This window comes from Pseudomonas sp. P7779 (assembly GCF_013386315.1).
Taxonomy (GTDB): Bacteria; Pseudomonadota; Gammaproteobacteria; order Pseudomonadales; family Pseudomonadaceae; genus Aquipseudomonas.
This window is the reverse complement of sequence record NZ_JACARZ010000043.1, coordinates 1-23,307: the sequence shown is the minus strand read 5'-3', so window position 1 is coordinate 23,307 and position 23,307 is coordinate 1. Positions and strand designations below refer to the sequence as shown.

General features: G+C 59.8%; 22 protein-coding genes, 1 tRNA gene and 1 pseudogene. 18 read left to right on the top strand and 6 right to left on the bottom strand.

The window, feature by feature from the left end; translation table 11 throughout:
* The first annotated feature begins 135 nt into the window (after positions 1-135).
* The 14 genes from HX869_RS14510 (at position 136) to HX869_RS14445 (ending at position 10,512) form a co-directional block, all read left to right on the top strand.
* Entirely contained in the window at positions 136-882 is a 747-nt protein-coding gene (locus HX869_RS14510; protein ID WP_003209810.1) for a YebC/PmpR family DNA-binding transcriptional regulator, read from the top strand.
* A gap of 155 nt (positions 883-1,037) precedes the next feature.
* Positions 1,038-1,562, top strand: coding sequence for a crossover junction endodeoxyribonuclease RuvC (ruvC, locus tag HX869_RS14505; protein WP_003209812.1), 525 nt, complete (start codon positions 1,038-1,040; stop codon positions 1,560-1,562).
* A 115-nt stretch (positions 1,563-1,677) separates the two neighbouring features.
* A complete protein-coding gene (gene ruvA / locus HX869_RS14500) occupies positions 1,678-2,289 on the top strand; it encodes a Holliday junction branch migration protein RuvA (RefSeq protein ID WP_003209814.1) in 612 nt (203 codons plus the stop codon).
* A complete protein-coding gene (gene ruvB, locus HX869_RS14495) occupies positions 2,290-3,348 on the top strand; it encodes a Holliday junction branch migration DNA helicase RuvB (RefSeq protein ID WP_003209815.1) in 1,059 nt (352 codons plus the stop codon).
* A 138-nt stretch (positions 3,349-3,486) separates the two neighbouring features.
* On the top strand, positions 3,487-3,942 hold the full coding sequence (gene ybgC / locus HX869_RS14490; RefSeq protein ID WP_008432379.1) for a tol-pal system-associated acyl-CoA thioesterase: 456 nt from the start codon (positions 3,487-3,489) through the stop codon (positions 3,940-3,942).
* A gap of 1 nt (position 3,943) precedes the next feature.
* Positions 3,944-4,639: a protein TolQ gene (gene tolQ, locus HX869_RS14485; RefSeq protein WP_003209819.1), complete on the top strand. Its 696-nt coding sequence runs from the start codon at positions 3,944-3,946 to the stop codon at positions 4,637-4,639.
* Positions 4,640-4,662: 23 nt separating this feature from the next.
* The gene (gene tolR, locus HX869_RS14480; RefSeq protein ID WP_161635741.1) at positions 4,663-5,115 is read left to right on the top strand and encodes a protein TolR; all 453 of its coding nucleotides are present in this window, start codon (positions 4,663-4,665) and stop codon (positions 5,113-5,115) included.
* Positions 5,115-6,188, top strand: a complete 1,074-nt coding sequence (tolA, locus tag HX869_RS14475; RefSeq protein WP_003209823.1) for a cell envelope integrity protein TolA — start codon at positions 5,115-5,117, stop codon at positions 6,186-6,188. The genes tolR and tolA overlap by 1 nt, the downstream gene beginning before the upstream one ends.
* Positions 6,189-6,205: 17 nt before the next feature.
* On the top strand, positions 6,206-7,486 hold the full coding sequence (tolB, locus tag HX869_RS14470) for a Tol-Pal system beta propeller repeat protein TolB (RefSeq protein ID WP_032868196.1): 1,281 nt from the start codon (positions 6,206-6,208) through the stop codon (positions 7,484-7,486).
* A gap of 55 nt (positions 7,487-7,541) precedes the next feature.
* Positions 7,542-8,042, top strand: coding sequence for a peptidoglycan-associated lipoprotein Pal (gene pal, locus HX869_RS14465; RefSeq protein WP_003209827.1), 501 nt, complete (start codon positions 7,542-7,544; stop codon positions 8,040-8,042).
* Positions 8,043-8,048: 6 nt separating this feature from the next.
* Complete coding sequence (gene ybgF / locus HX869_RS14460) at positions 8,049-8,882, top strand: tol-pal system protein YbgF (protein ID WP_023659229.1); 834 nt, start codon at positions 8,049-8,051, stop codon at positions 8,880-8,882.
* A 164-nt stretch (positions 8,883-9,046) separates the two neighbouring features.
* The gene (gene queE, locus HX869_RS14455; RefSeq protein WP_178903250.1) at positions 9,047-9,694 is read left to right on the top strand and encodes a 7-carboxy-7-deazaguanine synthase QueE; all 648 of its coding nucleotides are present in this window, start codon (positions 9,047-9,049) and stop codon (positions 9,692-9,694) included.
* Position 9,695: 1 nt separating this feature from the next.
* Positions 9,696-10,373 (top strand): 7-cyano-7-deazaguanine synthase QueC, encoded by a 678-nt coding sequence (queC, locus tag HX869_RS14450; RefSeq protein WP_178903249.1) that lies wholly within the window; start codon positions 9,696-9,698, stop codon positions 10,371-10,373.
* Positions 10,374-10,436: 63 nt separating this feature from the next.
* A tRNA-Lys gene (locus HX869_RS14445) sits at positions 10,437-10,512 on the top strand.
* A gap of 118 nt (positions 10,513-10,630) precedes the next feature.
* Here HX869_RS14445 and pstB read toward each other — a convergent pair.
* The 5 genes from pstB to lldD all read right to left on the bottom strand — a co-directional run bounded on the left by pstB (position 10,631) and on the right by lldD (position 15,669).
* Positions 10,631-11,410, bottom strand: coding sequence for a phosphate ABC transporter ATP-binding protein PstB (pstB, locus tag HX869_RS14440; protein WP_003209835.1), 780 nt, complete (start codon positions 11,408-11,410; stop codon positions 10,631-10,633).
* Positions 11,410-12,282 carry a phosphate ABC transporter permease PstA gene (pstA, locus tag HX869_RS14435; protein ID WP_003209837.1) on the bottom strand — a complete coding sequence of 291 codons (873 nt, stop codon included), beginning with the start codon at positions 12,280-12,282 and terminating at the stop codon, positions 11,410-11,412. The genes pstB and pstA overlap by 1 nt, the downstream gene beginning before the upstream one ends.
* On the bottom strand, positions 12,279-13,274 hold the full coding sequence (pstC, locus tag HX869_RS14430; RefSeq protein ID WP_003209839.1) for a phosphate ABC transporter permease subunit PstC: 996 nt from the start codon (positions 13,272-13,274) through the stop codon (positions 12,279-12,281). Before pstC ends, pstA begins: the two co-directional genes overlap by 4 nt.
* Before the next feature lie 66 nt (positions 13,275-13,340).
* Positions 13,341-14,357: a phosphate ABC transporter substrate-binding protein PstS gene (gene pstS, locus HX869_RS14425; protein ID WP_003209841.1), complete on the bottom strand. Its 1,017-nt coding sequence runs from the start codon at positions 14,355-14,357 to the stop codon at positions 13,341-13,343.
* Between the two features lie 169 nt (positions 14,358-14,526).
* Positions 14,527-15,669, bottom strand: a complete 1,143-nt coding sequence (gene lldD, locus HX869_RS14420; RefSeq protein ID WP_003209842.1) for an FMN-dependent L-lactate dehydrogenase LldD — start codon at positions 15,667-15,669, stop codon at positions 14,527-14,529.
* A 107-nt stretch (positions 15,670-15,776) separates the two neighbouring features.
* On the opposite strand from lldD, the gene HX869_RS14415 reads away from it, so the two are divergent.
* Positions 15,777-16,682, top strand: coding sequence for a LysR family transcriptional regulator (locus tag HX869_RS14415; protein WP_178903248.1), 906 nt, complete (start codon positions 15,777-15,779; stop codon positions 16,680-16,682).
* On the opposite strand, the gene HX869_RS14410 is transcribed toward HX869_RS14415, so the two are convergent.
* Positions 16,679-18,637 carry a PAS domain-containing sensor histidine kinase gene (locus HX869_RS14410; RefSeq protein ID WP_087692901.1) on the bottom strand — a complete coding sequence of 653 codons (1,959 nt, stop codon included), beginning with the start codon at positions 18,635-18,637 and terminating at the stop codon, positions 16,679-16,681. The two genes, HX869_RS14415 and HX869_RS14410, sit on opposite strands and share 4 nt — an antisense overlap.
* Before the next feature lie 359 nt (positions 18,638-18,996).
* On the opposite strand from HX869_RS14410, the gene HX869_RS14405 reads away from it, so the two are divergent.
* The 3 genes and pseudogenes from HX869_RS14405 to nadA all read left to right on the top strand — a co-directional run bounded on the left by HX869_RS14405 (position 18,997) and on the right by nadA (position 23,260).
* On the top strand, positions 18,997-20,283 hold the full coding sequence (locus HX869_RS14405) for an OmpP1/FadL family transporter (protein WP_003209847.1): 1,287 nt from the start codon (positions 18,997-18,999) through the stop codon (positions 20,281-20,283).
* Between the two features lie 227 nt (positions 20,284-20,510).
* Positions 20,511-21,982: pseudogene (locus HX869_RS14400) on the top strand (lactate dehydrogenase).
* A 219-nt stretch (positions 21,983-22,201) separates the two neighbouring features.
* Positions 22,202-23,260, top strand: a complete 1,059-nt coding sequence (nadA, locus tag HX869_RS14395) for a quinolinate synthase NadA (RefSeq protein WP_003209852.1) — start codon at positions 22,202-22,204, stop codon at positions 23,258-23,260.
* The last annotated feature ends 47 nt before the right edge of the window (positions 23,261-23,307 follow it).

Genomic DNA, 23,307 nt, shown 5'->3' with positions numbered 1-23,307 from the left:
CGCGATAAGGTTTTACATTGTCAGCTAAGGGCGCATCTTCGGATGCGCCTTTGCGTTACAAGGGCTGCACGTTAAAGAGGGAAGTCCCGCCTGGGGCGGGATCGACAGGTTTCTACAGAATTTCGGAGTTGTGTTATGGCTGGCCATTCCAAGTGGGCGAACATCAAGCACCGCAAAGAGCGTCAGGATGCCAAGAAAGGCAAGATCTTCACCAAGTGGATTCGCGAGCTGACCGTTGCCGCGCGCCAGGGTGGCGGTGACCCGGGTTCCAACCCGCGCCTGCGCCTGGCCCTGGACAAGGCCCTCGGCGCCAACATGAGCCGCGACATCATCGACCGCGCCGTGGCCCGTGGTGCCGGTGCGGCCGATACAGACGACATGGTCGAGTTGAGCTACGAAGGCTACGGCCCGGGTGGCGTGGCGGTGATGGTCGAGTGCATGACCGACAACCGCAACCGTACCGCGGCTGCCGTGCGCCATGCGTTCAGCAAATGTGGCGGCAACCTCGGCACAGACGGTTCGGTAGCCTACCTGTTTGAGCGCAAGGGGCAGATTTCCTTCGCGCCGGGCGTGGATGAAGATGCGCTGATTGAGGCGGCAATGGAGGCCGATGCCGACGACGTGGTGACCAACGAAGACGGCTCCATCGACGTGTTCACCTCGTTCGCGGGCTTCTATTCGGTGCGTAACGCCCTGGAAGCGGCTGGTTTCAAAGGCACCGACGCGGAAATCGTGATGCTGCCGACCACCAGCGCCGAGCTGGACCTGGACGGGGCGCAGAAGGTACTCAAGATGCTCGACATGCTTGAAGACCTGGATGACGTGCAGAACGTCTATTCCAATGCCGATATTCCGGAATCGGTGGCTGAACAGCTAGGCTGAAGGATGATGCAGATCTAATGTGGAAGCGGGCTTGCTCGCGAAGGCGGCGTGTCAGTCAGTCAATACGGTGACTGATACACCGCCTTCGCGAGCAAGCCCGCTCCCACATTTTGATCTTGGCTATATCAAGAATTTTTTATCCAACTGCAGGCGTTATGACTCTAATCCTAGGTATCGACCCCGGTTCGCGAATCACCGGCTTTGGCGTGGTCCAACAGACCCCGCGAGGCTGCGTGTACGTGGCGTCGGGCTGTATCCGTACCGGCGCCGGCGAGTTGGCCGAGCGCTTGCAGATCGTGTATCGCGGCGTGCGTGAAGTGATCCAGACCTATGGGCCGGTGACCATGGGCATCGAAAAAGTGTTCATGGCGAAAAACGCCGACTCCGCCCTGAAGCTCGGCCAGGCCCGCGGTGCGGCCATCGTGGCCGGAGCCGAGGAGGGCATGGAGATCGCTGAATACACCGCGACCCAGGTCAAGCAAGCCGTGGTCGGTACCGGTGCTGCCAATAAAGAGCAGGTGATGATGATGGTCATGCACATGCTCAAACTCACCGCCAAACCGCAAATCGATGCCTCCGACGCCCTGGCCATTGCCATTTGCCATGCCCATACCCGTTCCAGCCTGATGCCCCATGGCTTGGGGACCGCACGCAGTCGTGGCGGCCGGCTGCGTCTCTGATAGCATCAGCGCATTCATTCTGCGTGGGGTGCATGAACGGCCTGTGCTGTCGGCCGGCATGCCCGCGTTATTACCGGCCAGGCCTTGATTTGAGCCGATTCTTAAGGATTCGAACGTGATTGGACGCTTGCGCGGCACCCTGGCTGAGAAACAGCCACCGCACCTGATTCTGGATGTAAACGGGCTGGGTTATGAGCTTGAAGTGCCCATGACCACCCTCTACCGCTTACCGTCGGTCGGTGAACCGCTGACCCTGCACACTCACCTGGTGGTGCGCGAAGACGCGCAATTGCTCTATGGGTTCGTTGGCAAGCGTGACCGGGATTTTTTCCGTGAGCTGATCCGCCTCAACGGCGTGGGGCCGAAGCTGGCGCTGGCGCTGATGTCGAGCCTGGAAGTGGATGAATTGGTGCGCTGTGTGTCGGCCCAGGACACGTCCGCGCTGACCAAGGTACCGGGCGTTGGCAAGAAAACCGCCGAGCGCCTGCTGGTGGAGCTCAAAGACCGCTTCAAGGCCTGGGAGGTTGTGCCGAGCATGTTTGCCCTGGTGCCCAACCAGCCTGATGCGCCGGGTGTGCCGGTGGCCAGCGCTGAAAGCGATGCGGTCAGCGCGCTGATCTCCCTGGGCTACAAGCCGCAAGAGGCGAGCAAGGCCGTGTCAGCCATCAAGGACAAGAACCTGAGCAGCGAAGACATGATCCGCCGCGCCCTGAAGGGAATGATTTAAGTGATTGAAGCTGATCGTCTGATCGCGGCCACCGGGCCTCGTGATCGTGAAGAAATCCAGGACCGGGCGATTCGCCCCCTGAGCCTTGCCGAATACATCGGCCAGCCCACCGTGCGCGAGCAGATGGAGCTGTTCATCCAGGCCGCGCGCGGGCGCAGCGAGTCCCTGGACCACACGTTGATCTTCGGCCCGCCCGGGCTCGGCAAGACCACCCTGGCCAACATCATCGCCCAGGAAATGGGCGTGTCGATCAAGTCCACCTCCGGCCCCGTGCTGGAGCGCCCGGGCGACCTGGCGGCGCTGCTGACCAACCTGGAGCCCCACGACGTACTGTTTATCGACGAGATCCACCGGCTTTCGCCCATCGTCGAGGAAGTACTGTACCCGGCCATGGAAGACTTCCAGCTGGACATCATGATCGGTGAAGGCCCGGCGGCGCGCTCGATCAAGCTCGACCTGCCACCGTTCACGCTGGTGGGTGCGACCACCCGTGCGGGCATGCTGACCAACCCGCTGCGAGACCGTTTCGGGATTGTTCAACGTCTAGAGTTCTATAGCACGGCGGATCTGGCCACCATCGTCAGCCGTTCGGCGAGCATCCTTGGCTTGCCCCTGGACCCGGAAGGCGCCTTTGAAATCGCCCGCCGCGCCCGTGGTACCCCGCGGATTGCCAACCGTCTGCTGCGCCGGGTGCGCGACTTTGCCGAAGTGCGGGCCAAGGGGCATATCACCAAGCCCGTGGCAGACCTGGCGCTGAACCTGCTGGATGTGGATGAGCATGGCTTTGATCACCAGGACCGGCGCCTGCTGTTGACCATGATCGAGAAGTTCGACGGCGGCCCGGTGGGCGTGGACAGCCTCGCCGCCGCCATCAGCGAAGAGCGGCATACGATTGAGGATGTACTGGAGCCGTATCTGATTCAGCAGGGCTACATCATGCGCACGCCAAGGGGGCGTGTGGTCACCCGGCATGCGTATCTGCACTTTGGGTTAAACATTCCGTCACGATTGGGCGAGATGCCCGTAGTAGACGAATTCCTCGATGCAGTAGACGATTAAAAACGCTTGGCGATTCGATTTATTCGGAGTTTGTGCTGTCCTAGTGGCTGGCGTCGTCATTCTTTCGTTAGAAATGTGCCACAGAATGAAAAACAGTTGCCTGGCCGGATTGGCAACCTGAGGAGTAAGCACTAGAGTATGCGCGCGCAAAACGGGGATCAGTCGTTCGCACATCGCTGTCGCGTTTATTACGAGGACACCGATGCTGGCGGCATCGTTTATTACGTCAATTACCTAAAGTTCATGGAGCGGGCTCGAACCGAGCGGCTACGGGAGCTGGGCTTTGCCCAATCCCAGCTGGCAGGGGAGGACCTGTTGTTTGTCGTGCATTCCAGCGAGGCGCGTTACCACGCGCCGGCGCGACTGGACGACGAGCTGCTGGTCAGCGCAGAAATAACCGAATTGAACCGTGCCAGCCTGCGCTTTAAACAGCAGGTCAGGCGGGCTACGGATGCAACGCTGCTCTGTGAGGGGCAGTTCCTGGTGGCCTGTGTTCGCACCAATAGTTTGAAACCCCGGGCCATTCCCGAAACTCTACGCGCGGCCTTTGCCGGCGTGAGCGGCGCGGGTAAACATTCAGAGCAGGAGATTTAGCGTGGAACCTACCGTCGTCGACCATTCCTCCATGTGGAGCCTGGTCAGCAATGCCAGTGTCGTGGTTCAACTGGTGATGCTGGTCCTGGTAGCCGCATCGGTTACCTCTTGGGTCATGATTTTTCAGCGCAGCAACCTGCTGCGTGCTGGTCGACGTGCCCTGGAGAGCTTCGAAGAGCGCTTCTGGTCGGGTATCGACCTGTCCAAGCTGTACCGCCAGGCGGGCAGCAACCCGGACCCGGATTCGGGCGTCGAGCAGATCTTCCGCGCCGGCTTCAAGGAATTCTCCCGTCTGCGCCAGCAGCCAGGCGTTGACCCGGAAGCGGTCATGGAAGGCGTGGCCCGTGCCATGCGCGTCGCCATCTCCCGCGAAGAAGAAAAGCTTGAGCAAAGCCTGCCGTTCCTCGCCACCGTCGGTTCCGTCAGCCCGTATATCGGCCTGTTCGGTACCGTATGGGGGATCATGAACTCCTTCCGCGGCCTGGCCCAGGCCCAGCAAGCGACCCTGGCCACCGTGGCCCCGGGTATCGCCGAAGCGCTGATCGCCACCGCCATCGGCCTGTTCGCAGCTATTCCCGCAGTAATCGCCTACAACCGTTTTGCCGCTCGTGGCGAAACCTTGATCAGCCGTTACTACACCTTCGCCGATGAATTCCAGGCGATCCTGCACCGTAAAGTGCACACCAGCGAAGAATAAGCAGGTAATTCCCAATGGCTTTAATCGCTCGAGCTCGCAAAAAGCGCAAGCCGGTCGCCGAGATGAACGTAGTGCCTTACATCGACGTGATGCTGGTGCTGCTGGTTATCTTCATGGTGACCGCGCCGATGCTCAATCAGGGCGTGAAGGTTGATCTGCCCAAGGTTTCCAGCGAAGCCTTGCCGCAGGACAACAACACCCAGGTCCTGACCATTTCGATCAAGGCTGACAAGACCTATTACTGGAACCTTGGCAGCGAAGTCGACACTCAGAAACAGCAGGACAAGGCCATGACCTTGCCGCAGATGACTGATGCCGTGACCAAGATCATTCGCGCCGGCAACGAAGGTGGCAAGCACACCCAAGTGTTCATTCGCGGCGACAAGGTCGTCGACTACGGCTCCGTCATGGGCGCCATGGGCGGGCTGCAGAAGGCCGGGGTCGGTAATGTTGGCTTGATTACCGAGGCGCCCTGATGCACCAACAGCGAGAGCCGTCCGCCTCGGAAAGCTACTTCTGGCCTAGCGTCTGGGCAATTGCCCTGCACGTCCTGGTGTTTGGCATGCTGTTCGTCAGCTTTGCCATGACCCCGGACCTGCCGCCAGCCAAGCCGATCGTGCAGGCGACCCTGTATCAGCTGAAATCGAAAAGCCAGGCCACCACCCAGACCAATCAGAAGATTGCGGGTGAGGCCCAGAAGTCGGCTGCGCGCCAGACTGAAGTCGAGCAGATGGAACAGAAGAAGGTCGAGCAGGAAGCGGTGAAGGCTGCTGCGGAACAAAAGAAAGAAGAGGCGGCTCAAAAGGCCGAGGAATCGAAAAAGGCTGACGAGGCGAAGAAAGCTGCAGAGGCGCAAAAGGCTGATGAAGCCAAGAAAGCCGATAAAGCTGCCGAAGCCAAGAAGGCTGAAGAGAAACAATTGGCTGATATAGCCAAGAAGAAATCTGAAGAAGAAGCCAAGAAGGCTGCCGAAGAAGAGGCCAAGAAAAAGGCCGCTGAAGACGCGAAGAAAAAGATAGTCGAAGACGCGAAGAAGAAAGCCGCGGACGACGCCAAGAAGAAAGCTGAAGCTGACGAGGCGAAGAAGAAGATCGCCGACGATGCGAAGAAGAAAGCTGCTGCCGATGCCTCCAAGAAAAAGGCCCAGGAAGCAGCGCGTAAATCGACCGAAGACAAAAAGGCCCAGGCCTTGGCCGATTTGCTTTCCGACACGCCGCAGCGCCAGCAAGCCTTGGCCGATGAACGTGGTGATGAAGTCGCGGGCAGTTTCGACGACCTGATTCGTTCACGGGCAGCGGAAGGGTGGACCCGTCCTCCTTCGGCACGTAAAGGCATGACAGTAGTGCTGCAGATCGGCATGTTGCCGGACGGTACGGTGACTTCGGTCAGCGTGGCCAAGTCCAGTGGCGACGGTTCGTTCGACAGTTCGGCGGTAGCAGCGGTCAAGAACATTGGCCGGTTGACCGAGATGCAGGGAATGAAACCAAGCGACTTCGCTCCCTACCGTTCATTCAAGATGACATTCACACCTGAGGATCTAGCCTTGTGAGAAACCTTCTTCGAGGAATGCTTGTCGTTATTTGCTGCATGGCAGGGATAGCGGCGGCGGATGAAAAGAACATCCTGGTCACCAGCGGTAGCGATCGGGCCACCCCGATCGCCGTTGTGCCGTTTGGCTGGCAGGGCGGCAGCGTGCTGCCGGACGACATGTCGCAGATCATCAGCGATGACCTGCGCAACTCCGGCTACTACGCACCGATCGACAAAGGCAACATGATCAGCCAGCCGACCCAGGCCAGCGAAGTCATCTTCCGTGACTGGAAAGCGCTGAACGCCCAGTACCTGATGGTGGGCAGCATCACGCCCGCCGGCGGTCGCCTGCAGATCCAGTACACCCTGTTCAACGTCGCGACCGAGCAGCAAGTGCTGACCGGCAGCGTGTCGGGCACCACGGATCAGCTGCGGGACATGGCGCACTACATCTCCGACCAGTCGTTTGAAAAACTGACCGGGATCAAGGGTGCCTTCTCCACGCGCTTGCTCTATGTAACGGCCGAGCGTTTTTCGGTAGACAACACTCGTTACACTTTGCAGCGTTCCGACTATGACGGCGCGCGTGCAGTGACGTTGCTGCAATCCCGTGAGCCGATCCTGTCGCCGCGTTTCGCGCCAGATGGCAAGCGTATCGCCTACGTGTCCTTTGAACAGAAGCGTCCACGGATCTTCGTCCAGCACATCGATACCGGTCGCCGTGAGCAGATCACCAACTTCGAAGGCCTGAATGGCGCGCCAGCCTGGTCGCCGGATGGTTCACGCCTGGCATTCGTGCTGTCCAAAGATGGCAACCCGGACATCTACGTGATGAACATGGCTTCGCGCCAACTGAGCCGTGTTACCAGCGGCCCGGGTATCAACACCGAACCGTTCTGGGGCAAGGATGGCTCGACCATCTACTTCACCTCCGACCGTGGCGGCAAGCCGCAAGTCTACAAAACCAGCGTCAACGGCGGCGGCGCCGAACGAGTGACCTTTATTGGTAACTACAACGCTGCACCTAAGCTTTCGGCTGATGAAAAGACGTTGGTGATGATTCACCGTCAGGATGGTTTCACTAATTTCCGGGTTGCGGCCCAGGATTTGCAGCGTGGAACCGTAAAAATCCTTACAGATACCAACCTTGATGAGTCAGCTACTGTTGCGCCCAACGGCACCATGGTAATCTACGCCACCCGCCAGCAGGGCCGGGGAGTCTTGATGCTCGTGTCCATTAATGGACGCGTAAGGCTCCCGCTTCCTACCGCTCAAGGCGAAGTCAGAGAACCGTCCTGGTCCCCTTACCTGAACTGACGCGGCGCTACAAAAAGAAGTACTTAACACACTGGGGTTCATTAGGAGTTTCACGATGGAAATGCTGAAGTTTGGTAAGTTTGCTGCTCTGGCTCTGGCTCTGTCCGTAGCCGTTGGTTGCTCGTCTAAAGGCGGCGACAATGCCGGTGAAGGCGCAGCTGTTGATCCAAACGCTGGTTACGGCGCTAACACTGGTGCAGTTGACGGCTCCCTGAGCGAAGAAGCTGCTCTGCGCGCTATCACCACTTTCTACTTCGAATACGACAGTTCGGACCTGAAACCAGAAGCCATGCGCGCTCTGGACGTTCACGCGAAGGACCTGAAAGCTAACGGCGCTCGCGTTGTTCTGGAAGGTAACACCGACGAACGTGGTACTCGTGAGTACAACATGGCACTGGGCGAGCGTCGTGCGAAAGCCGTTCAGCGCTACCTGGTTCTGCAAGGTGTTGCTCCAGGCCAACTGGAACTGGTTTCCTACGGTAAAGAGCGTCCAGTTGCTACTGGCCACGACGAGCAGTCCTGGGCTCAAAACCGTCGCGTCGAACTGCGTAAGTAATTCGTCATGCGAACGTGCCGTCGTGCTCTAACTGTATTGGCTCTCAGCCTGGCACCGCTTGCGGTGTGGGCTGCGGTTCCTGTGGAAGATAGCAACTCTGGCTATAACAATAGCGGGAGCAGTTATCCGCCAGCGGGTTATGGCACGAACGGCGCCTATGCCGGGGGCGCGGCAACTGCCGCGCCTTCGGCACAGGGCGAACTGTTCAACCAGCTGCAACGCATGCAGGATCAATTGTCGCAGCAACAAGGCACGATTGAGGTTCTGCAGAATCAAGTGAACCAGCTGAAGCAAGAAGGCCTGGAGCGTTACCAGGATCTTGATCGACGCATTGGAGCCGGCGTTACACCAGCCGCTACTCCTGATAATTCTTCTGCCGGTGGCGCCGCAAGCGCCGCCGGTGGTGCAGCAGCAGGGGCCGCGGCTGCGAGCCAAGCCCCTGCCGCCAGCAGCGAACCGGGTGATCCGGCGAAGGAAAAGCTGTATTACGATGCAGCCTTCGACCTGATCAAAGCCAAGGATTTCGATAAGGCCAGCCAGGCTTTTACCGCATTCCTGCGCAAATACCCGAACAGCCAGTACGCGGGCAACGCCCAGTACTGGTTGGGTGAGGTGAACCTGGCCAAGGGTGATCTGCAGGGCGCAGGCCAGGCATTTGCCAAGGTCAGCCAGCTGTACCCCAAGCACGCCAAGGTGCCGGATTCGCTGTACAAACTGGCTGACGTAGAACGCCGCCTGGGTCATACCGACAAGGTCAAAGGCATTCTGCAGCAGGTGGTGGCCCAGTATCCGGGTACCTCTGCGGCCCAGTTGGCTCAGCGGGATCTGCAACGCATGTAAGCGTCGCAACCCGTTCAGAAGAAACCCGCGCCCTGCGCGGGTTTTTTCGTTAGAATCCACGCCCTTTTATGAAACACGCTTCCTGGGGTTTACGCGTTGGCGGAATTCCTCGAAGTGCCTGACGGAGGCGGACAGCCTGTTTAGCTGTTACGCCCGTGGCGACTATGCAAGACACATTACGTATCACCGAAGTTTTTTACTCGTTGCAGGGTGAAACGCGCACTGCCGGGCTGCCCACTGTATTTGTGCGCCTCACCGGTTGCCCGCTGCGTTGCCAGTACTGCGACAGCGCCTACGCCTTCAGCGGCGGCACCGTGCGCACCCTTGAAGACATCTTTGAGCAGGTGGCCGGTTACCGGCCGCGTTATGTCTGCGTCACGGGTGGCGAGCCCCTGGCACAGCCCAATGCCATTCCCTTGCTCAAGCAGTTGTGCGATGCCGGTTACGAGGTGTCCCTGGAAACCAGCGGCGCCCTCGATATCTCTGCAGTCGACCCTCGGGTCAGCCGAGTCGTCGACCTCAAGACCCCAGGCTCCAAGGAAGTGCACCGCAACCGCTACGAGAACATTGAGCTGCTGACGGCCAACGACCAGGTCAAGTTCGTCATCTGTTCCCGTGAAGACTACGACTGGGCGACCTCCAAGCTGATCCAGTATGGCCTGGACCGCCGCGCCGGCGAAGTGCTGTTTTCCCCCAGCCATCATGACCTGAATGCTCGCGACCTGGCCGACTGGGTCGTTGCAGACAACCTTCCGGTGCGTCTGCAACTGCAGCTGCACAAGTACCTGTGGAACGACGAGCCGGGGCGCTGAGATGACTGATCAAAAACGTGCGGTGATCCTGCTGTCCGGCGGCCTCGACTCCGCGACCGTGGTCGCCATGGCTCGTGCAGAAGGCTACAGCTGCTACACCATGAGCTTCGACTACGGCCAGCGTCACCGTGCCGAACTGAACGCTGCCGCCCGTGTCGCCCGAGACCTGGGCGCGGTTGAGCACAAGGTGATCGGCCTGAATCTCGACGGCATGGGTGGCTCGGCGCTGACCGACAGCTCCATCGACGTGCCGCAAGGCCCCAGCGAAGGCATTCCGGTGACCTACGTGCCGGCACGCAACACGGTCTTCCTGTCCCTGGCCCTCGGCTGGGCCGAGGTGCTCAATGCCCGCGACATCTTCATCGGCGTCAACGCCCTGGACTACGCCGGATACCCGGACTGCCGCCCCGAGTACATCGAGTCGTTCGAGCGCATGGCCAACCTGGCGACCAAGGCCGGTGTAGAAGGGCAGGGCTTTCGCATCCTGGCGCCACTGCAGAACCGTAGCAAGGCCGATATCGTGAAGGCAGGCGTAGGACTTGGCGTCGATTTCTCGCTGACTGTTTCCTGCTATCAGGCAGACACTGATGGTCGCGCTTGTGGGAAATGCGACAGCTGCAGACTGCGTGCAGAGGGCTTCCAAGCGGCCGGAATGACTGACCCAACGCGTTATTTCTGATTTATTTTAAATAAGGTGTTGAATAATCCTTAGAAATCAGTATTATACGCGCCACCACACAGCGGGTCGTTAGCTCAGTTGGTAGAGCAGTTGGCTTTTAACCAATTGGTCGTAGGTTCGAATCCCACACGACCCACCATTTTTGGCGGTTTAGAAAATCCGGAAGGCCCACGCAAGTGAGGATTTCCGGGTTTTTTTTTGCCCAGTAAAAAGCCGATCACTCTCGCGACAGAGAGTGATCGGCTTTTTTGTTAAAGCTAGCCAAACCGCCCGGTGATGTAGTCCTCGGTCTGTTTCATCTTCGGCTTGGTGAAGATCTCATCCGTATTGCCATGCTCAATCAGTTCGCCCATGAACATGAACGCGGTGCTGTCGGATACCCGCGCGGCCTGCTGCATGTTGTGGGTCACGATGATCACCGTGTATTGCTCTTTCAGCTCGGTGATCAACTGTTCGATACGGCCGGTGGAAATCGGGTCGAGCGCCGAGGTCGGTTCATCCAGCAACAATACCTGCGGGCGCAGCGCAATGGTGCGGGCGATGCACAGGCGTTGCTGTTGTCCGCCGGAAAGACTCTGGGCGCTTTGTTTGAGTTTGTCCTTCACCTCATCCCACAGCGCGCCGCCGCGCAAGGCTTGCTCGACTCGATCATCCATTTCCCGGCGCGACAGCTTTTCGTGGTGACGCACGGCATAGGCGATGTTGTCGTAGATCGACATCGGGAACGGCACCGGCTTCTGGAAGACCATTCCGACGTGGCTGCGCAGGCGGTTCATCGAATAGCCGGGGGCGAGGATGTTTTCGCCATTGAGCAGCACTTCACCGCGGGCTTCCTGCTTCGGGTACATCGAGTAGATACGGTTGAACACCCGCAGCAAGGTCGACTTGCCGCAGCCCGATGGGCCGATGATCGCGGTGATGCGTTTTTCCGGAATGTCGATGTCGATGGATTTCAGCGAACGTTGGTTGTTGTAGAAAAACTCCAACCCACGGACACGGATTTTGGTTTTTTCAGGATCAAGGCGGGTCGATTGCATCAGTGGGACCTATTGCGCAAAAGAATCAGGCGAGACAGCAAGCTCAGCACCAGCACGAACATCGTCAGTACCAAGGCGCCTGCCCATGCGAGGGAGTGCCAGTCATCGAAGGGGCTCATGGCGTACTGGAAAATAACCACCGGCACGCTGGCAATCGGCTTGAGCAGGTTGCTGCTCCAGAACTGGTTGCCGAAGGCGGTGAACAGCAGCGGCGCGGTTTCCCCGGTAATCCGCGCCAGCGCCAGCAGGATGCCGGTCACCACGCCGGCCTTGGCCGCTCTCAACACGATCTGCAACGTCAGTTTCCACTGGGGTACGCCCAGGGCCAGGGCCGCCTCGCGCATGGTGGAAGGTTGCAGTTGGAGCATCTCGTCGGTCGTGCGCACCACCACCGGAATCACCAGCAAGGCCAGCGCCAGGGCACCGGCAATGGCGGAGAAACCTACCTGGTGATTGGTCAGCAGGTTCAGCGGCAGGATCACCCCGGTGTAGATGAACAGGCCCAGCACGATCGACGGCGCGGACAGCAGGATGTCGTTGATGAAACGCACCGTGGTACCCAGGCGCGAGTGCCGTGCGAATTCCGCCAGCCAGATACCGGCCATCAGTCCGATGGGCGTGCCAATCAGCAGCGCAATCCCGGACATCAGGGCGCTGCCATAAAACGCGTTGGCCAGGCCGCCGTCTGTTCCGGGTGGCGGCGTCATCTCGGTAAACAGGCGCAGGTTGAGCGCCTGAAAGCCGTTGATGATGGTGGTCAGCAGAATCCACGCCAGCCACAGCAGGCCAAAGACTGTCGCGCCACAACTGAGCAGCATGGCCACCCGGTTCTTCAAGGCACGCTTGCGGTACAGGCGTTCGTTGCTGCTCATAGGCCCTCCTTGCGGGACAGGCGCATGAGCATCAGCCGCGCCAGTGCCAGCACCACGAATGTCACGATAAACAGCAGGAAGCCCAGGGCGATCAGCGCCGAACGATGCAGGTCGGTGTACGCCTCGCTGAACTCGTTGGCGATGACGGACGCGATGGAACTGCTGGGCATCAGCAACGAGGCGGAGAACTGTTGCGCGTTGCCCAGCACGAAGGTCACGGCCATGGTTTCACCCAGGGCGCGACCGAGGCCGAGAAAGATCCCGCCGACCACGGCCGAACGGGTGTAGGGCAGGACGATGTCCCACACCACTTCCCAGGTAGTACTGCCCAGTGCGTAGGCCGACTCCTTCAATTGAGTCGGCACACTGCGGAAAACCTCATGCATCACCGACGTGATGAACGGCGTGATCATGATCGCCAGCACGATGCCGGCGGTCAGCATCCCGATGCCCAGCGGCGGTCCCTGGAACAGCGAGCCAATAAATGGAAGCGCACCCAGGTAATCGTTGATCCAGGGTGACAAGTGTTCTGCCATAAAGGGCCCGAAAACAAACAGGCCCCACATGCCGTAGATGATCGAGGGAATGCCCGCGAGCAATTCAACGGCGGAGGCGACCGGCATTCTGAGCCAGGGCGGCGCCACTTCGGTGAGGAAAATCGCGATGCCGAAACTCACCGGCACCGCAATCAGCAACGCCAGCAACGAGGTGACCAAGGTGCCGTAGATCGGTACCAGGGCGCCAAAGTGGTTGTTGACCGCATCCCACTCGGTGCTGGTGATGAAACCGAAACCGAAGGTCTTGAAGGCCAGGCCACCGCCCCACAGGGTGGAGGCGGCGATGCTTGCCAAGAGCAGCAGCACCAGCATCGCGGCCCCGAACATCGAGCGTTTGAACCACAGATCGTGGCGCTGATCGCGAGCGGCGCGGCTATCACCCGACACGTCGCTTGCGTGAGTAGTCATAACCAAGGGTTGCACGGTGTCGTTCATATCAGAAGTGCTCACCCGCCTCCATCAAGCATGCACATGCTTGAGGAAGGGGGCTATAGAGGCGGATCAGTGGGCGAAGTCAGACTTCCAGTAACCTTCGATCCGGGTCACGAGGGAATCGGGCAACGCTACGTAGTCCAATGCCGCAGCCTGCTGCTGACCTTTCTCCAACGACCATTTGAAGAAGTTGAAAGCGGCCTGGCTTTGCTCGGCGTTTTTTGCCTGCTTGTACATGATGATCCAGGTGGTCGCCGTGATCGGCCACGCGTTCTCGCCCGGTGCGTTGGTCATGATCAGGTTGAAGTCATGGGCGTTGGCCCAATCGGCAGTATCAGCCGCTGCCTGGAAGGCCTTGGCGTTGGGCTCGACGAATTTGCCGGACGCGTTCTTCAGTGAGGCGTAGGTCATCTTGTTTTGCAGGGCGTAGGCGTATTCAACAAAGCCGATGGAGTTCTTGATCTGCTTCACGTAGGCCGAAACACCTTCGTTACCCTTGCCGCCCACACCGACCGGCCACGGCACGGTGGTGCCGAAACCGATTTTGGTTTTCCAGCCATCACTGACCTTGGAGAGGTAGTTGGTGAAGTTGTACGAGGTGCCCGAGCCGTCCGAGCGGTGGACCACGGTGATATTCGCGCCCGGCAGTTTCAAGCCGGGGTTGAGGGCGGCAATCGCCGGGTCGTTCCAGGCCTTGATGTCACCGAGGAAGATCTTCGCCAGCACATCACCATCGAGTTTCAGCTGGCCAGCTGCAACGCCCTCGACGTTCATCACCGGCACGATGCCGCCAATCACGCTTGGGAATTGGCCGAGGCCGCCGGCCTTCAGTTCATCCGCCGACAGCGGCGCGTCGGACGCACCGAAGTCCACGGTAGCCGCCTTGATCTGGGCGATACCACCACCGGAGCCGATGGACTGGTAGTTGATCCGGTCACTGGAGCTTTTGCTGTATTCCTGGGACCACTTGGACAGCACCGGGTAGACGAAACTGGAGCCTGCGCCCGTGACGTCAGTGGCGTGAGCGACACCACTCAGGCACAGGGCAGTGAACAACACTGACAGACTCTTTTTGGTCAGCAACATCACGACGACACCTCAAAGGAAGGGGGCAGGTGGAGGACTCCACCTGCCTGGGACGTGACGATTTAATTCCTGAAATGTGTCTGTTTAATGACGGTTTGGCTTTATGAAGAAACATTTAGAAATATCTGTGGGCGACCCCGGAAGGGATGCTCCGAGGTCGCTGCACTGATCAACCCTGGCTGCGCACCAGGATCGACTCATCGATCTGGGCGATCGACGTGACTCCGGTCAACGTCATGGCCACGCGCATTTCCTTGGCGAAGATATCCAGCAGGTTCTCCACGCCACGCTGCCCGTCGGCGGCCAGTGCGTAAGCCTGTGCACGGCCCAGCAGAACGCCCTTGGCGCCCAGCGCGAGCATGCGCACCACGTCCAGCCCCGAGCGTACGCCGGAGTCCACCAGCACCGTCAGATCGCTGCCCACGGCTTGTACGATAGGCGCCAGTGCCTTGGCTGTGGACAGCACGCCATCAAGCTGGCGCCCGCCGTGGTTGGAGACGACGATGCCGTCGGCACCAAAGCTCACCGCGTCCTTGGCATCCTGTGGGTCGAGGATGCCTTTGATGATCATCGGGCCTTTCCAGAATTCGCGGATCCACTCCAGGTCTTTCCAACTGATGGAAGGGTCGAAGTTGTTGGCCAGCCAGCCGATGTAGTCCTTCAGTTGGGTGGGCTTGCCCAGGTACTTGGAGATGTTGCCCAGGTCGTGGGGGCGACCCAGCAGGCCCACATCGAAGGCCCAGGCCGGTTTTGTCATGGCCTGCAGGATTTGGCGTTGCGGCCCGTAGGCACCGGACATACCCGAATGGGCGTCGCGATAACGCGCGCCGGGGGTGGGCATGTCGACCGTGAACACGAGGTTTTTCACCCCGGCGGCCTGGGCGCGCTCCAGGGCGTTTTTCATGAAGCCGCGGTCTTTCAGCACATACAGCTGAAACCAGATCGATTGCGGGCTCTGGGACGCCACTTCCTCGATCGGGCACACGGAAACGGTCGACAGGCAAAACGGAATGCCCTTGTTCGCTGCCGCCTTCGCCGCCTGGACTTCACCACGCCGGGCAAACATGCCGGTCAGGCCCACCGGGCTGAGGACCACCGGCATCGCCAATGGCTGGTCGAACAACGTGGTTTCAAGGCTCAGGCTTTCGACGTTGCGCAGGATGCGCTGGCGCAGGCTGATATCCGACAGGTCCGAGCTGTTGGCCCTGAGGGTGTGTTCGGCGTAGGCGCCGCCGTCGATGTAGTCGAACAGGAAACGCGGCAGTTTGCGGCGGGCGGCTTCGCGGTAATCCGATGCAGACGAAATGATCATGAACAGTGATGCCCCGAGTGAAGAAAACGGTGGGGTGAGGATAGACAAAGGCCTTTCATGGTAAAAACAACTTTTCCAACTTGAATCAAGTCGCAAACGGAATACTCATGAACCTTCGTACGTTGCTGGCCTTTGTCGAAGTAGTTCGCCAGGGCAGCTTCTCACAAGCAGCCGAGGTGGTTTCGCTCACCCAGTCTACCGTCAGCAAGGCGGTCAAGACTCTGGAAGATGAATTGGGCACGCCGCTGTTCAATCGCATCGGCCACAAGAGCGAGCTCACGGCCGCCGGCGAAATTGCCTACCGCCGAGCGCTGGTGTTGCTGGCGGAGCGCAGTGACCTGGTGGCCGAGATCAACGACTTGCTGGGGCTCAAGCGCGGTGTATTGCGCATCGGCTTGCCGCCGGTGGGCAGTGGGGTGCTGTTTGCGGCGATGTTTGCCTTGTATCGACAGCGTTATCCGGAAATCGAGATCGAGCTGATCGAGCATGGCAGCAAGAAGTTGGGCGAATGCCTGGAGGCCGGGGAGGTGGACCTGGCCGCGTTGCTGGTACCGGTGGCGGGAGAATTTGAATATCAGGATGTGCGCGTCGAGCCACTGATGGTGGTGATGCCGATCGACCATCCTTTGGCCGGGCGTAAAAGCGTCGATTTTTCCGACCTGGCTGACTCGCCCTTTATTCTGTTCGAGGCCGGGTTTGCGCTTAACCGGATCATTCTCACAGCCTGCGAGCGCAGAGGCGTAGTCCCGCGTATCACCGCCCGCAGTGCCCAGATCGACTTTATCGTCGACCTGGTTGCCGCGGGCCTGGGTGTCGCGTTTCTACCGAGCATGCTGGCTTACAAACACCTGCACGCCGGCATCGCCCTGATCCGGCTGGACGAGCCCCAGACTGATTGGCACATCGCCCTGGCTTGGCGGCGACAGGCGCACTTGCCACCGGCGGCGCGGGCCTGGCTGGATCTGGCCCTGGAGATGGGGAATGTTCCGGACCCGACCCGGCCTGCGGTCTAGCCTTGTGCGACCAGGGGCAGGCGGCTCTTGACGACTTTTTGCAGCAGCAGGGCCAGCACCTCGGTGGAATACGGCTTCTGCAGCAAGACAAAACGGCTGGCCTCTTCCTGGGCGATACGCGCGTATTCGTCGTTGTAGCCGGTGGTGAGCACCACCGGCAGCCATGGGTACAAGGCTTCGATTGCGTCCAGCAACTCCAGGCCACTCATGCCGGGCATGGAGATATCGGAGAACACCACCTGGAAGCTTTCCGGGTTGGGGGCCAGGGCTTCCAGCGCGCTGTTCGCATCCGGCACCCACAGCACGTGAAAGCCCATCTGTTCCAGGGTTTGCGAGGTGTACAGGCCCACATCGGCGTTGTCCTCGACCATCAGCACGCACAAGCCTGAGATGATGGGCGAAGCGCTGGTGTCTTGAGGTACCGGCATGGCACTTGGCTCGACCTTGGGCAGGTACAGCGTAAATTGGCTACCCCTGCCGCACTCGCTCTGTACCAGGATTTCCCCGCCTGATTGCTTGGCGAAGCCGTACACCTGGGACAAGCCCAGGCCGGTGCCCTGGCCGATACCCTTGGTGGTGTAGAAGGGCTCAAAGATCGCGTCGAGTTTTTCCGGCGGGATACCCGAGCCGGTGTCCGCCAGTTCGATGGTCACGTAATCGGCGACACGTACCGGGTGAGCGCGAACCGAGGGTAGCCAGCTTGCCGTCGAAACGGTGATGGTCAAATGCCCGTTGCCGGCCATGGCATCCCTGGCGTTCACCACCATGTTGACCAGCGCGGTATCGAACTGGCTTTCGTCGGCGTTGATAAAGCAGGCGTCGTCAGGCACCTGGATGCTTACCTTGACCCGTGAACCGGTCAGGCTGTCCATCATCTCGCCCACCCGCTTTACACTTTCGCCGACGTTGAACACCTCGGGTCGCAAAGCCTGGCGGCGGGCGAATGTGAGCAACTGGGCCGTCAGGCGGGCCGCGCGATCGACCGTGCTGGCGATGGCTTCCACGTATTTCACGCGGCGTGCTTCGCTCAGGGCAGGTGGCTTGAGCAAGTCGGCACAGGACTTGATCACCGTCAGCAGGTTATTGAAATCATGTGCGACACCGCCAGTGAGTTGGCCGATGGCTTCCAGTTTCTGTGACTGACGCAGGGCGTCTTCCGACAGTCGCAGGGCTTCCTTGGCTTCTTCCTCAGCCTGGATGTCGCGGCCCACGGCGTGGATGTAGTCGCTGTCGGGCACGGCCGTCCAGGCGATCATGCGGTAGCTGCCGTCCTGGTGGCGGTAACGGTTCTTGAAATTGGGGAAGTTCTTGCCATCGCCCAAACGGCTGACCGCCGAGGATGAGACGGCCAGGTCGTCGGGGTGAACCAGGGCCAGCAACTGGCTGCCCACCAGGTCGTTTTCGGCGTGGCCGAGCATGCGTGTCCAGGCCGGGTTCACGGCGGAGATCACACCGTCGAGTTGTGCCACCAGCATCAGGTCCGGCGACAGGCGCCAGATACGGTCGCGATCGCGAGTGCGTTCGACCACCCGCTGTTCCAGGGACTCGTTGAGTTTGCGCAGGGACTCTTCGGCTTCGCGCAGGGGCGTGATGTCCCGGGATACGCAGAGGATTTTCTCCGGCAGGCCGTCACTGCCCATGATCGGGCTGACGTTCACGTGCCACCATTTAAGGTTGCCGGCCAGGGTGTGGGCAGCGCCGACAAAGCTGGCATTGCGACCGGCCTTGGCGGCCTCAACGGCAGCCTTGGCATCGAGATTGCCCTGGTCGTGCCAGAAGTCGGGCCAGGGGCAGCCGCGGATCGCATTGAAGTCGCTGACTTCCATGATCTGCTTGCCGCCTTCGCTCATGAAGGTCAGGCGGGCGTCGAGGTCCAGCACCTTGATGCAATCGTTGATGCTGGCAAGCACGCGTTCGGTGAAGGCTTCGCTGTGGTTGAGGCCCGCGGCGGACAAATCACTCTCGCCAGATTCAGGTGGGCTGTTTGTCTCAGGACCCGTCCCGATAGTGCTATTCATTTGAGTGCTGCCACGCGTGTTAAATGGCCGTCATCATGTCATTGTGACACTTATATCACCAGCGCCTTCACGCTTATTCGATGGCAGGCAATCCGGCATGCTCCAAGCGTGACGGCGAGATTAAAACCCGTCAGTCATATTCAGGTTCCGGGGTCTGAATAAGTGCTGGAAAAACCGTCGAAGTCTTTGAAAGAAATAGGATTGTCGGACAATTTTGCGCATGAAAAACTCTTCATAATTTGCCCGCTCGAAGATTGGTAGCTTCCTCTCGCTGCCCAATAATTCGAGTTCTAATAATGAATAAAAAACTCTTCAAGAGCGCTTTGGCGCTGTCGATTTCCCTTGCCTCCACTTCCTTGTTTGCCGGTGGTTTCGCCCTCAACGAACAAAGCATCAGTTCAATGGGGACCGGTTACGCCGGGCGTTCCTCCTCCGCGGATGACGCCAGCACGGTGTTCGGCAACCCGGCGGGCATGTCTCGCCTCAAGCAGAATGAAGTGAGCATCGGGGCGACCTACCTGGATGCCAAGTCGAACATCAAGGACGCCAGTTCCAGCCAAGGTGGCGTGGACAACCCCGGCACCAACAAAGGCGATATGGTCCCCGGCATCGCCGTACCGATGGGCTACCTGGTGACGCCGATTGATGAACACTGGGCGTTTGGCCTGGGAATCTACGCGCCGTTCGGCCTCGTGACCGACTATGAACACAGCTTCCAGGGCAATGGCTTTGGCAACAAAAGCAAGGTTCAAGTCATCACCGTGCAGCCAACCGTCAGCTATGCCTTCAACGACAAGGTTTCGGTGGGCTTCGGTCCGACCTTCAACCGTATCAGTGGCGAACTGGACTCCAAGGTCCCGGCATTTGGCCTCGGCACGGAAAACGTGAAGGTCAAGGGCGACGACACCGCCACCGGTTTCAACGCCGGTATCCTGGTGCAGCCGATTGAAAGCACGCGCATTGGTGTGACCTACCACTCGCAGGTTGTGTATCACCTGTCGGGCAAAACCAACGCCTCGGGGGTGCTCACCGACCTGGTGGATGGCGGCCCGCAGCGGTATGACGCCAAGCTGGATGTCACCACGCCGTCGTCCGTGGACTTCTCGGTCACCCATAAACTCAACGATGACTGGACCCTGTACGTCGGCAGCACCTACACCCGCTGGAGCCAGTTGAAGAAGATTACGATCAACAACAGTGGCGTCTCTGACCTCGCCACCGAACTGGCCGGCCTGAACTCCATCACCGAAGAACAGCACTGGCATGACACCTGGTCTCACGCCATCGGCCTGTCGTACCAGTTGAACAAGCAACTGGTGCTGCGTACCGGCTTTTCGGTGGACCAGACGCCCACCAACAACACCGACCGGTCCGTACGTATTCCTACGGGCGATCGCACGGTGTTCAGCTTGGGCGCCGGCTGGACGCCAGTGGATAACCTGACCTTCGACGTCGCTTATTCCTACCTGAAAGAAGAGCCGATCAAGGTCCGCGACAATAATCCGCAACTGGCGCTGACCTACGACGCCAAGTATGAAAACAGCGCCAACGGTTTCGGCGGTTCGGTGACTTACCGCTTCTGATGCACCGGAAGAGGGCAAAGAGTCAGTTTTCTGACATGGCTCTTTGCTAGCAATTGTATCGGTCGCGCTACCAAACCTTCCCTGTCTTGGTTAAATTGGCTGCAATCCAGCTCAAGACAGGGATCGTCATGACTACGCTTTCGCCGATCAGCTCCGCCATCGCCCTTACCAATCGACCCGCCGTTACCCCGCCAGCTACGCAGGCGCCAGAAACGGGCGCCGCTGCCGTGCGACCTTCCTCGGTGGTCAGCCTTGGCAATGTCACGGTAGACGTTCAAGCCGAGACGTATTCCCGCAACGGCCAATTGCCCGGCCATGGGCCGATCAATGCCTGGGAAAGTGACAGCGACGATGCGGTCACCAAAGCGATCAGCACGAATTTCCCTGCACTGCCCAGAGGCACAGGCTTCAGCGGCCTGGGCGCTACCCTGATCGAGCAATTTGCGAAGAGCGGTACCGACATTTCCCAGTCGGCGCTGAGCACCAGCTCTTCCAGGACCCAAAGCCCCGCCGAACTCAAGGTTCAACAGGCGCTGCTGCACAGCAGGGCCGACAACCTGGTCAGCCTGACCGTCAAGACGGCCAGCGGCAAGACCGTCACTTTCAGCCTGGCCAGCCAGTTCGGAGGCTTGGCCGCGCAGGCGAAGGTGGACGGTGGCGCCCTCAGCGCCGCCGAACTCAAGGAAGTCGCCAAGTTGGGCGAAGCCTTCCAGGACGCGATCGACGGCCTGGCCGCCCAGCCGCCGAAACTCGAGCTGAGCAAGCTGACGCAGTTTGATTCCAGCGTATTGGCTTCGGTGGACCTCAGCGGCAAATTGAAAGTGAGCAATACTGACGACCTCACGCTTGCATTCCATGCGGACAGCCAGGGCCGCACCACGCGCATGAGTAGCCCGGCGGGGGAAGTGAATCTCTCGTCGACCTGAAGAACGCCGGCATCCTCGGCAACGCCAAGCAACAGGCAATCGCGCTGAAAAGCTACCTGGCCCAGTTTGACAAGGCCCAGGCGCGGGGCAAAGCCGATGCTGACCTGATGGCGATGTTCAAGGATGCGTTTAGCGCCATGAACAGCAACTACCCGCAGGGCGCCAAAGCGCCTGCGCCGCTGACCCGCAGCGCGGCAGATCAAGGCCTGCTGACGGGCCTGGCGGATTTCAAGGCCTCCATCAGCCAGGCGGCCAGCTCCCCCAACCCGGCGCGCCCAGGGGAAACCGATACGTTTGCCTATGGGATTTCCCAGAAAACGCGCATCGGCGGCAATGACCTCTCCAATCGCACGATCGATCAGGTCCAGCGATCAAGCCTCAAGGCCAGTTTCCATCAGGGCCTGGATGGCGGGAAGCCGCCGGCTTTCGATACCAGGCGCGAGTCGCAGAACTACCTCTATGTGCAGGTCGACGACAAGGCCAGCAGTGCGGCGAACATCACCTACAAGGATGGCTTCCTGACCAACGCCTCCGTGGACCAAAGCGCCAGCCAGAACACCCGCACCCAGCGATACGAGATGGCTCGACTGGTTAACGACAGCGTGGTACCGAACGAGGCCACCAGCCATCGCGACTACCTGGTACTGCTGGAATATGCGGCGCGGGAAGGCAAGAGTGCCAAGGGCGCCGATGAAACCATCCTGAAGGATGCCCTGGCGAACATGCATCAGGGGGCGTTGCTGCAAGACGATCCGTCCGCTTTGCCCGGTTAAACCGGTCGTTGTAAAAAAGGGAAACCCCCGGCCGGGTTTCCCTTTTTCATGCCTGGCCGAATCCCAGATTAGGCTTTTGAAACCATTCGATATTCTGTAGCCTTGCGCAGCTTCACCGTGCTTGATGAACACAATCACTTCGTCCGGCGGCGCCCGAAAGGCTCCAGAGCCGGTGGTACACTCGACTTTCGCGCAACTGCGCCTGCAGGTCTTGCGAACATGACGCAAATTTCCGAACGCCTTCTGGTCCAAGCCCACCTCGACGCCAAGCAGCCCAAGGTGCTGAGCGCCGAAGAAGAGGCGGGCTACCGCGCCGCCATCGCCGCCGAGCTCAAGGCTCAGGACGCGGTGCTGGTGGCACACTTCTACTGCGACCCGGTGATTCAGGCCCTGGCCGAAGAAACCGGTGGTTGTGTGTCCGACTCCCTGGAAATGGCCCGCTTCGGCGCGGCGCACCCGGCCAAGACCGTATTGGTGGCGGGCGTGCGATTCATGGGGGAGACGGCCAAGATCCTCACGCCTGAAAAACGCATCCTGATGCCGACACTGGAAGCCACGTGCTCCCTGGACCTTGGCTGCCCGGTGGATGAGTTCTCGGCATTCTGTGATCAGCACCCTGAGCGCACCGTGGTGGTTTATGCCAACACGTCGGCGGCGGTGAAAGCCCGTGCTGATTGGGTGGTGACTTCCAGTTGTGCGCTGGAGATTGTCGAAAGCCTGATGGATAACGGCGAGACGATTATCTGGGGGCCGGACAAGCACCTGGGCACCTATATCCAGCGTCAGACGGGTGCAGACATGTTGCTGTGGGATGGTGCGTGCATCGTTCACGAGGAGTTCAAGTCCAAGCAGTTGGAGGACATGAAGGCGTTGTACCCGGACGCGGCGATTCTGGTGCACCCGGAGTCGCCCACTTCGGTGATTGAGTTGGCGGATGCGGTGGGGTCTACCAGCCAGTTGATTGCGGCGGCGCAGCGGTTGCCGAACAAGACGTTTATCGTGGCCACCGACCGCGGCATTTTCTACAAGATGCAGCAGCTGTGCCCGGACAAGGTGTTTGTCGAGGCGCCGACGGCGGGGAATGGGGCGGCGTGTCGCAGTTGTGCGCATTGCCCGTGGATGGCGATGAATACCCTGGAACGTACGCTGCAGTGCTTGCGTGAGGGGAGTAATGAGATTTTTGTTGAGCCTTCGGTGATTCCGCAGGCGGTTAGGCCGCTGAAGCGGATGTTGGATTTTACTCAGGCGGCTCGGTTGAGGTTGGCGGGGAATGCTTGATCTTGTTTGAGTACATATCCGTTATTTAGGTAACGGCCGCTTATGGT

Bases quoted from the DNA above. Each gene is read 5' to 3' on its own strand.
- HX869_RS14510 (WP_003209810.1), top strand. From the start codon at position 136: ATGGCTGGCCATTCCAAGTGGGCGAACATCAAGCACCGCAAAGAGCGT.
- ybgF (WP_023659229.1), top strand. From the start codon at position 8,049: ATGCGAACGTGCCGTCGTGCTCTAACTGTATTGGCTCTCAGCCTGGCA.
- HX869_RS14405 (WP_003209847.1), top strand. From the start codon at position 18,997: ATGAATAAAAAACTCTTCAAGAGCGCTTTGGCGCTGTCGATTTCCCTT.
- pstB (WP_003209835.1), bottom strand. From the start codon at position 11,410: ATGCAATCGACCCGCCTTGATCCTGAAAAAACCAAAATCCGTGTCCGT.
- pstC (WP_003209839.1), bottom strand. From the start codon at position 13,274: ATGAACGACACCGTGCAACCCTTGGTTATGACTACTCACGCAAGCGAC.
- ruvC (WP_003209812.1), top strand. From the start codon at position 1,038: ATGACTCTAATCCTAGGTATCGACCCCGGTTCGCGAATCACCGGCTTT.
- queC (WP_178903249.1), top strand. From the start codon at position 9,696: ATGACTGATCAAAAACGTGCGGTGATCCTGCTGTCCGGCGGCCTCGAC.
- tolA (WP_003209823.1), top strand. From the start codon at position 5,115: ATGCACCAACAGCGAGAGCCGTCCGCCTCGGAAAGCTACTTCTGGCCT.
- lldD (WP_003209842.1), bottom strand. From the start codon at position 15,669: ATGATCATTTCGTCTGCATCGGATTACCGCGAAGCCGCCCGCCGCAAA.
- pstS (WP_003209841.1), bottom strand. From the start codon at position 14,357: ATGTTGCTGACCAAAAAGAGTCTGTCAGTGTTGTTCACTGCCCTGTGC.
- queE (WP_178903250.1), top strand. From the start codon at position 9,047: ATGCAAGACACATTACGTATCACCGAAGTTTTTTACTCGTTGCAGGGT.
- ybgC (WP_008432379.1), top strand. From the start codon at position 3,487: ATGCGCGCGCAAAACGGGGATCAGTCGTTCGCACATCGCTGTCGCGTT.
- HX869_RS14415 (WP_178903248.1), top strand. From the start codon at position 15,777: ATGAACCTTCGTACGTTGCTGGCCTTTGTCGAAGTAGTTCGCCAGGGC.
- pstA (WP_003209837.1), bottom strand. From the start codon at position 12,282: ATGAGCAGCAACGAACGCCTGTACCGCAAGCGTGCCTTGAAGAACCGG.
- pal (WP_003209827.1), top strand. From the start codon at position 7,542: ATGGAAATGCTGAAGTTTGGTAAGTTTGCTGCTCTGGCTCTGGCTCTG.
- nadA (WP_003209852.1), top strand. From the start codon at position 22,202: ATGACGCAAATTTCCGAACGCCTTCTGGTCCAAGCCCACCTCGACGCC.
- tolB (WP_032868196.1), top strand. From the start codon at position 6,206: ATGCTTGTCGTTATTTGCTGCATGGCAGGGATAGCGGCGGCGGATGAA.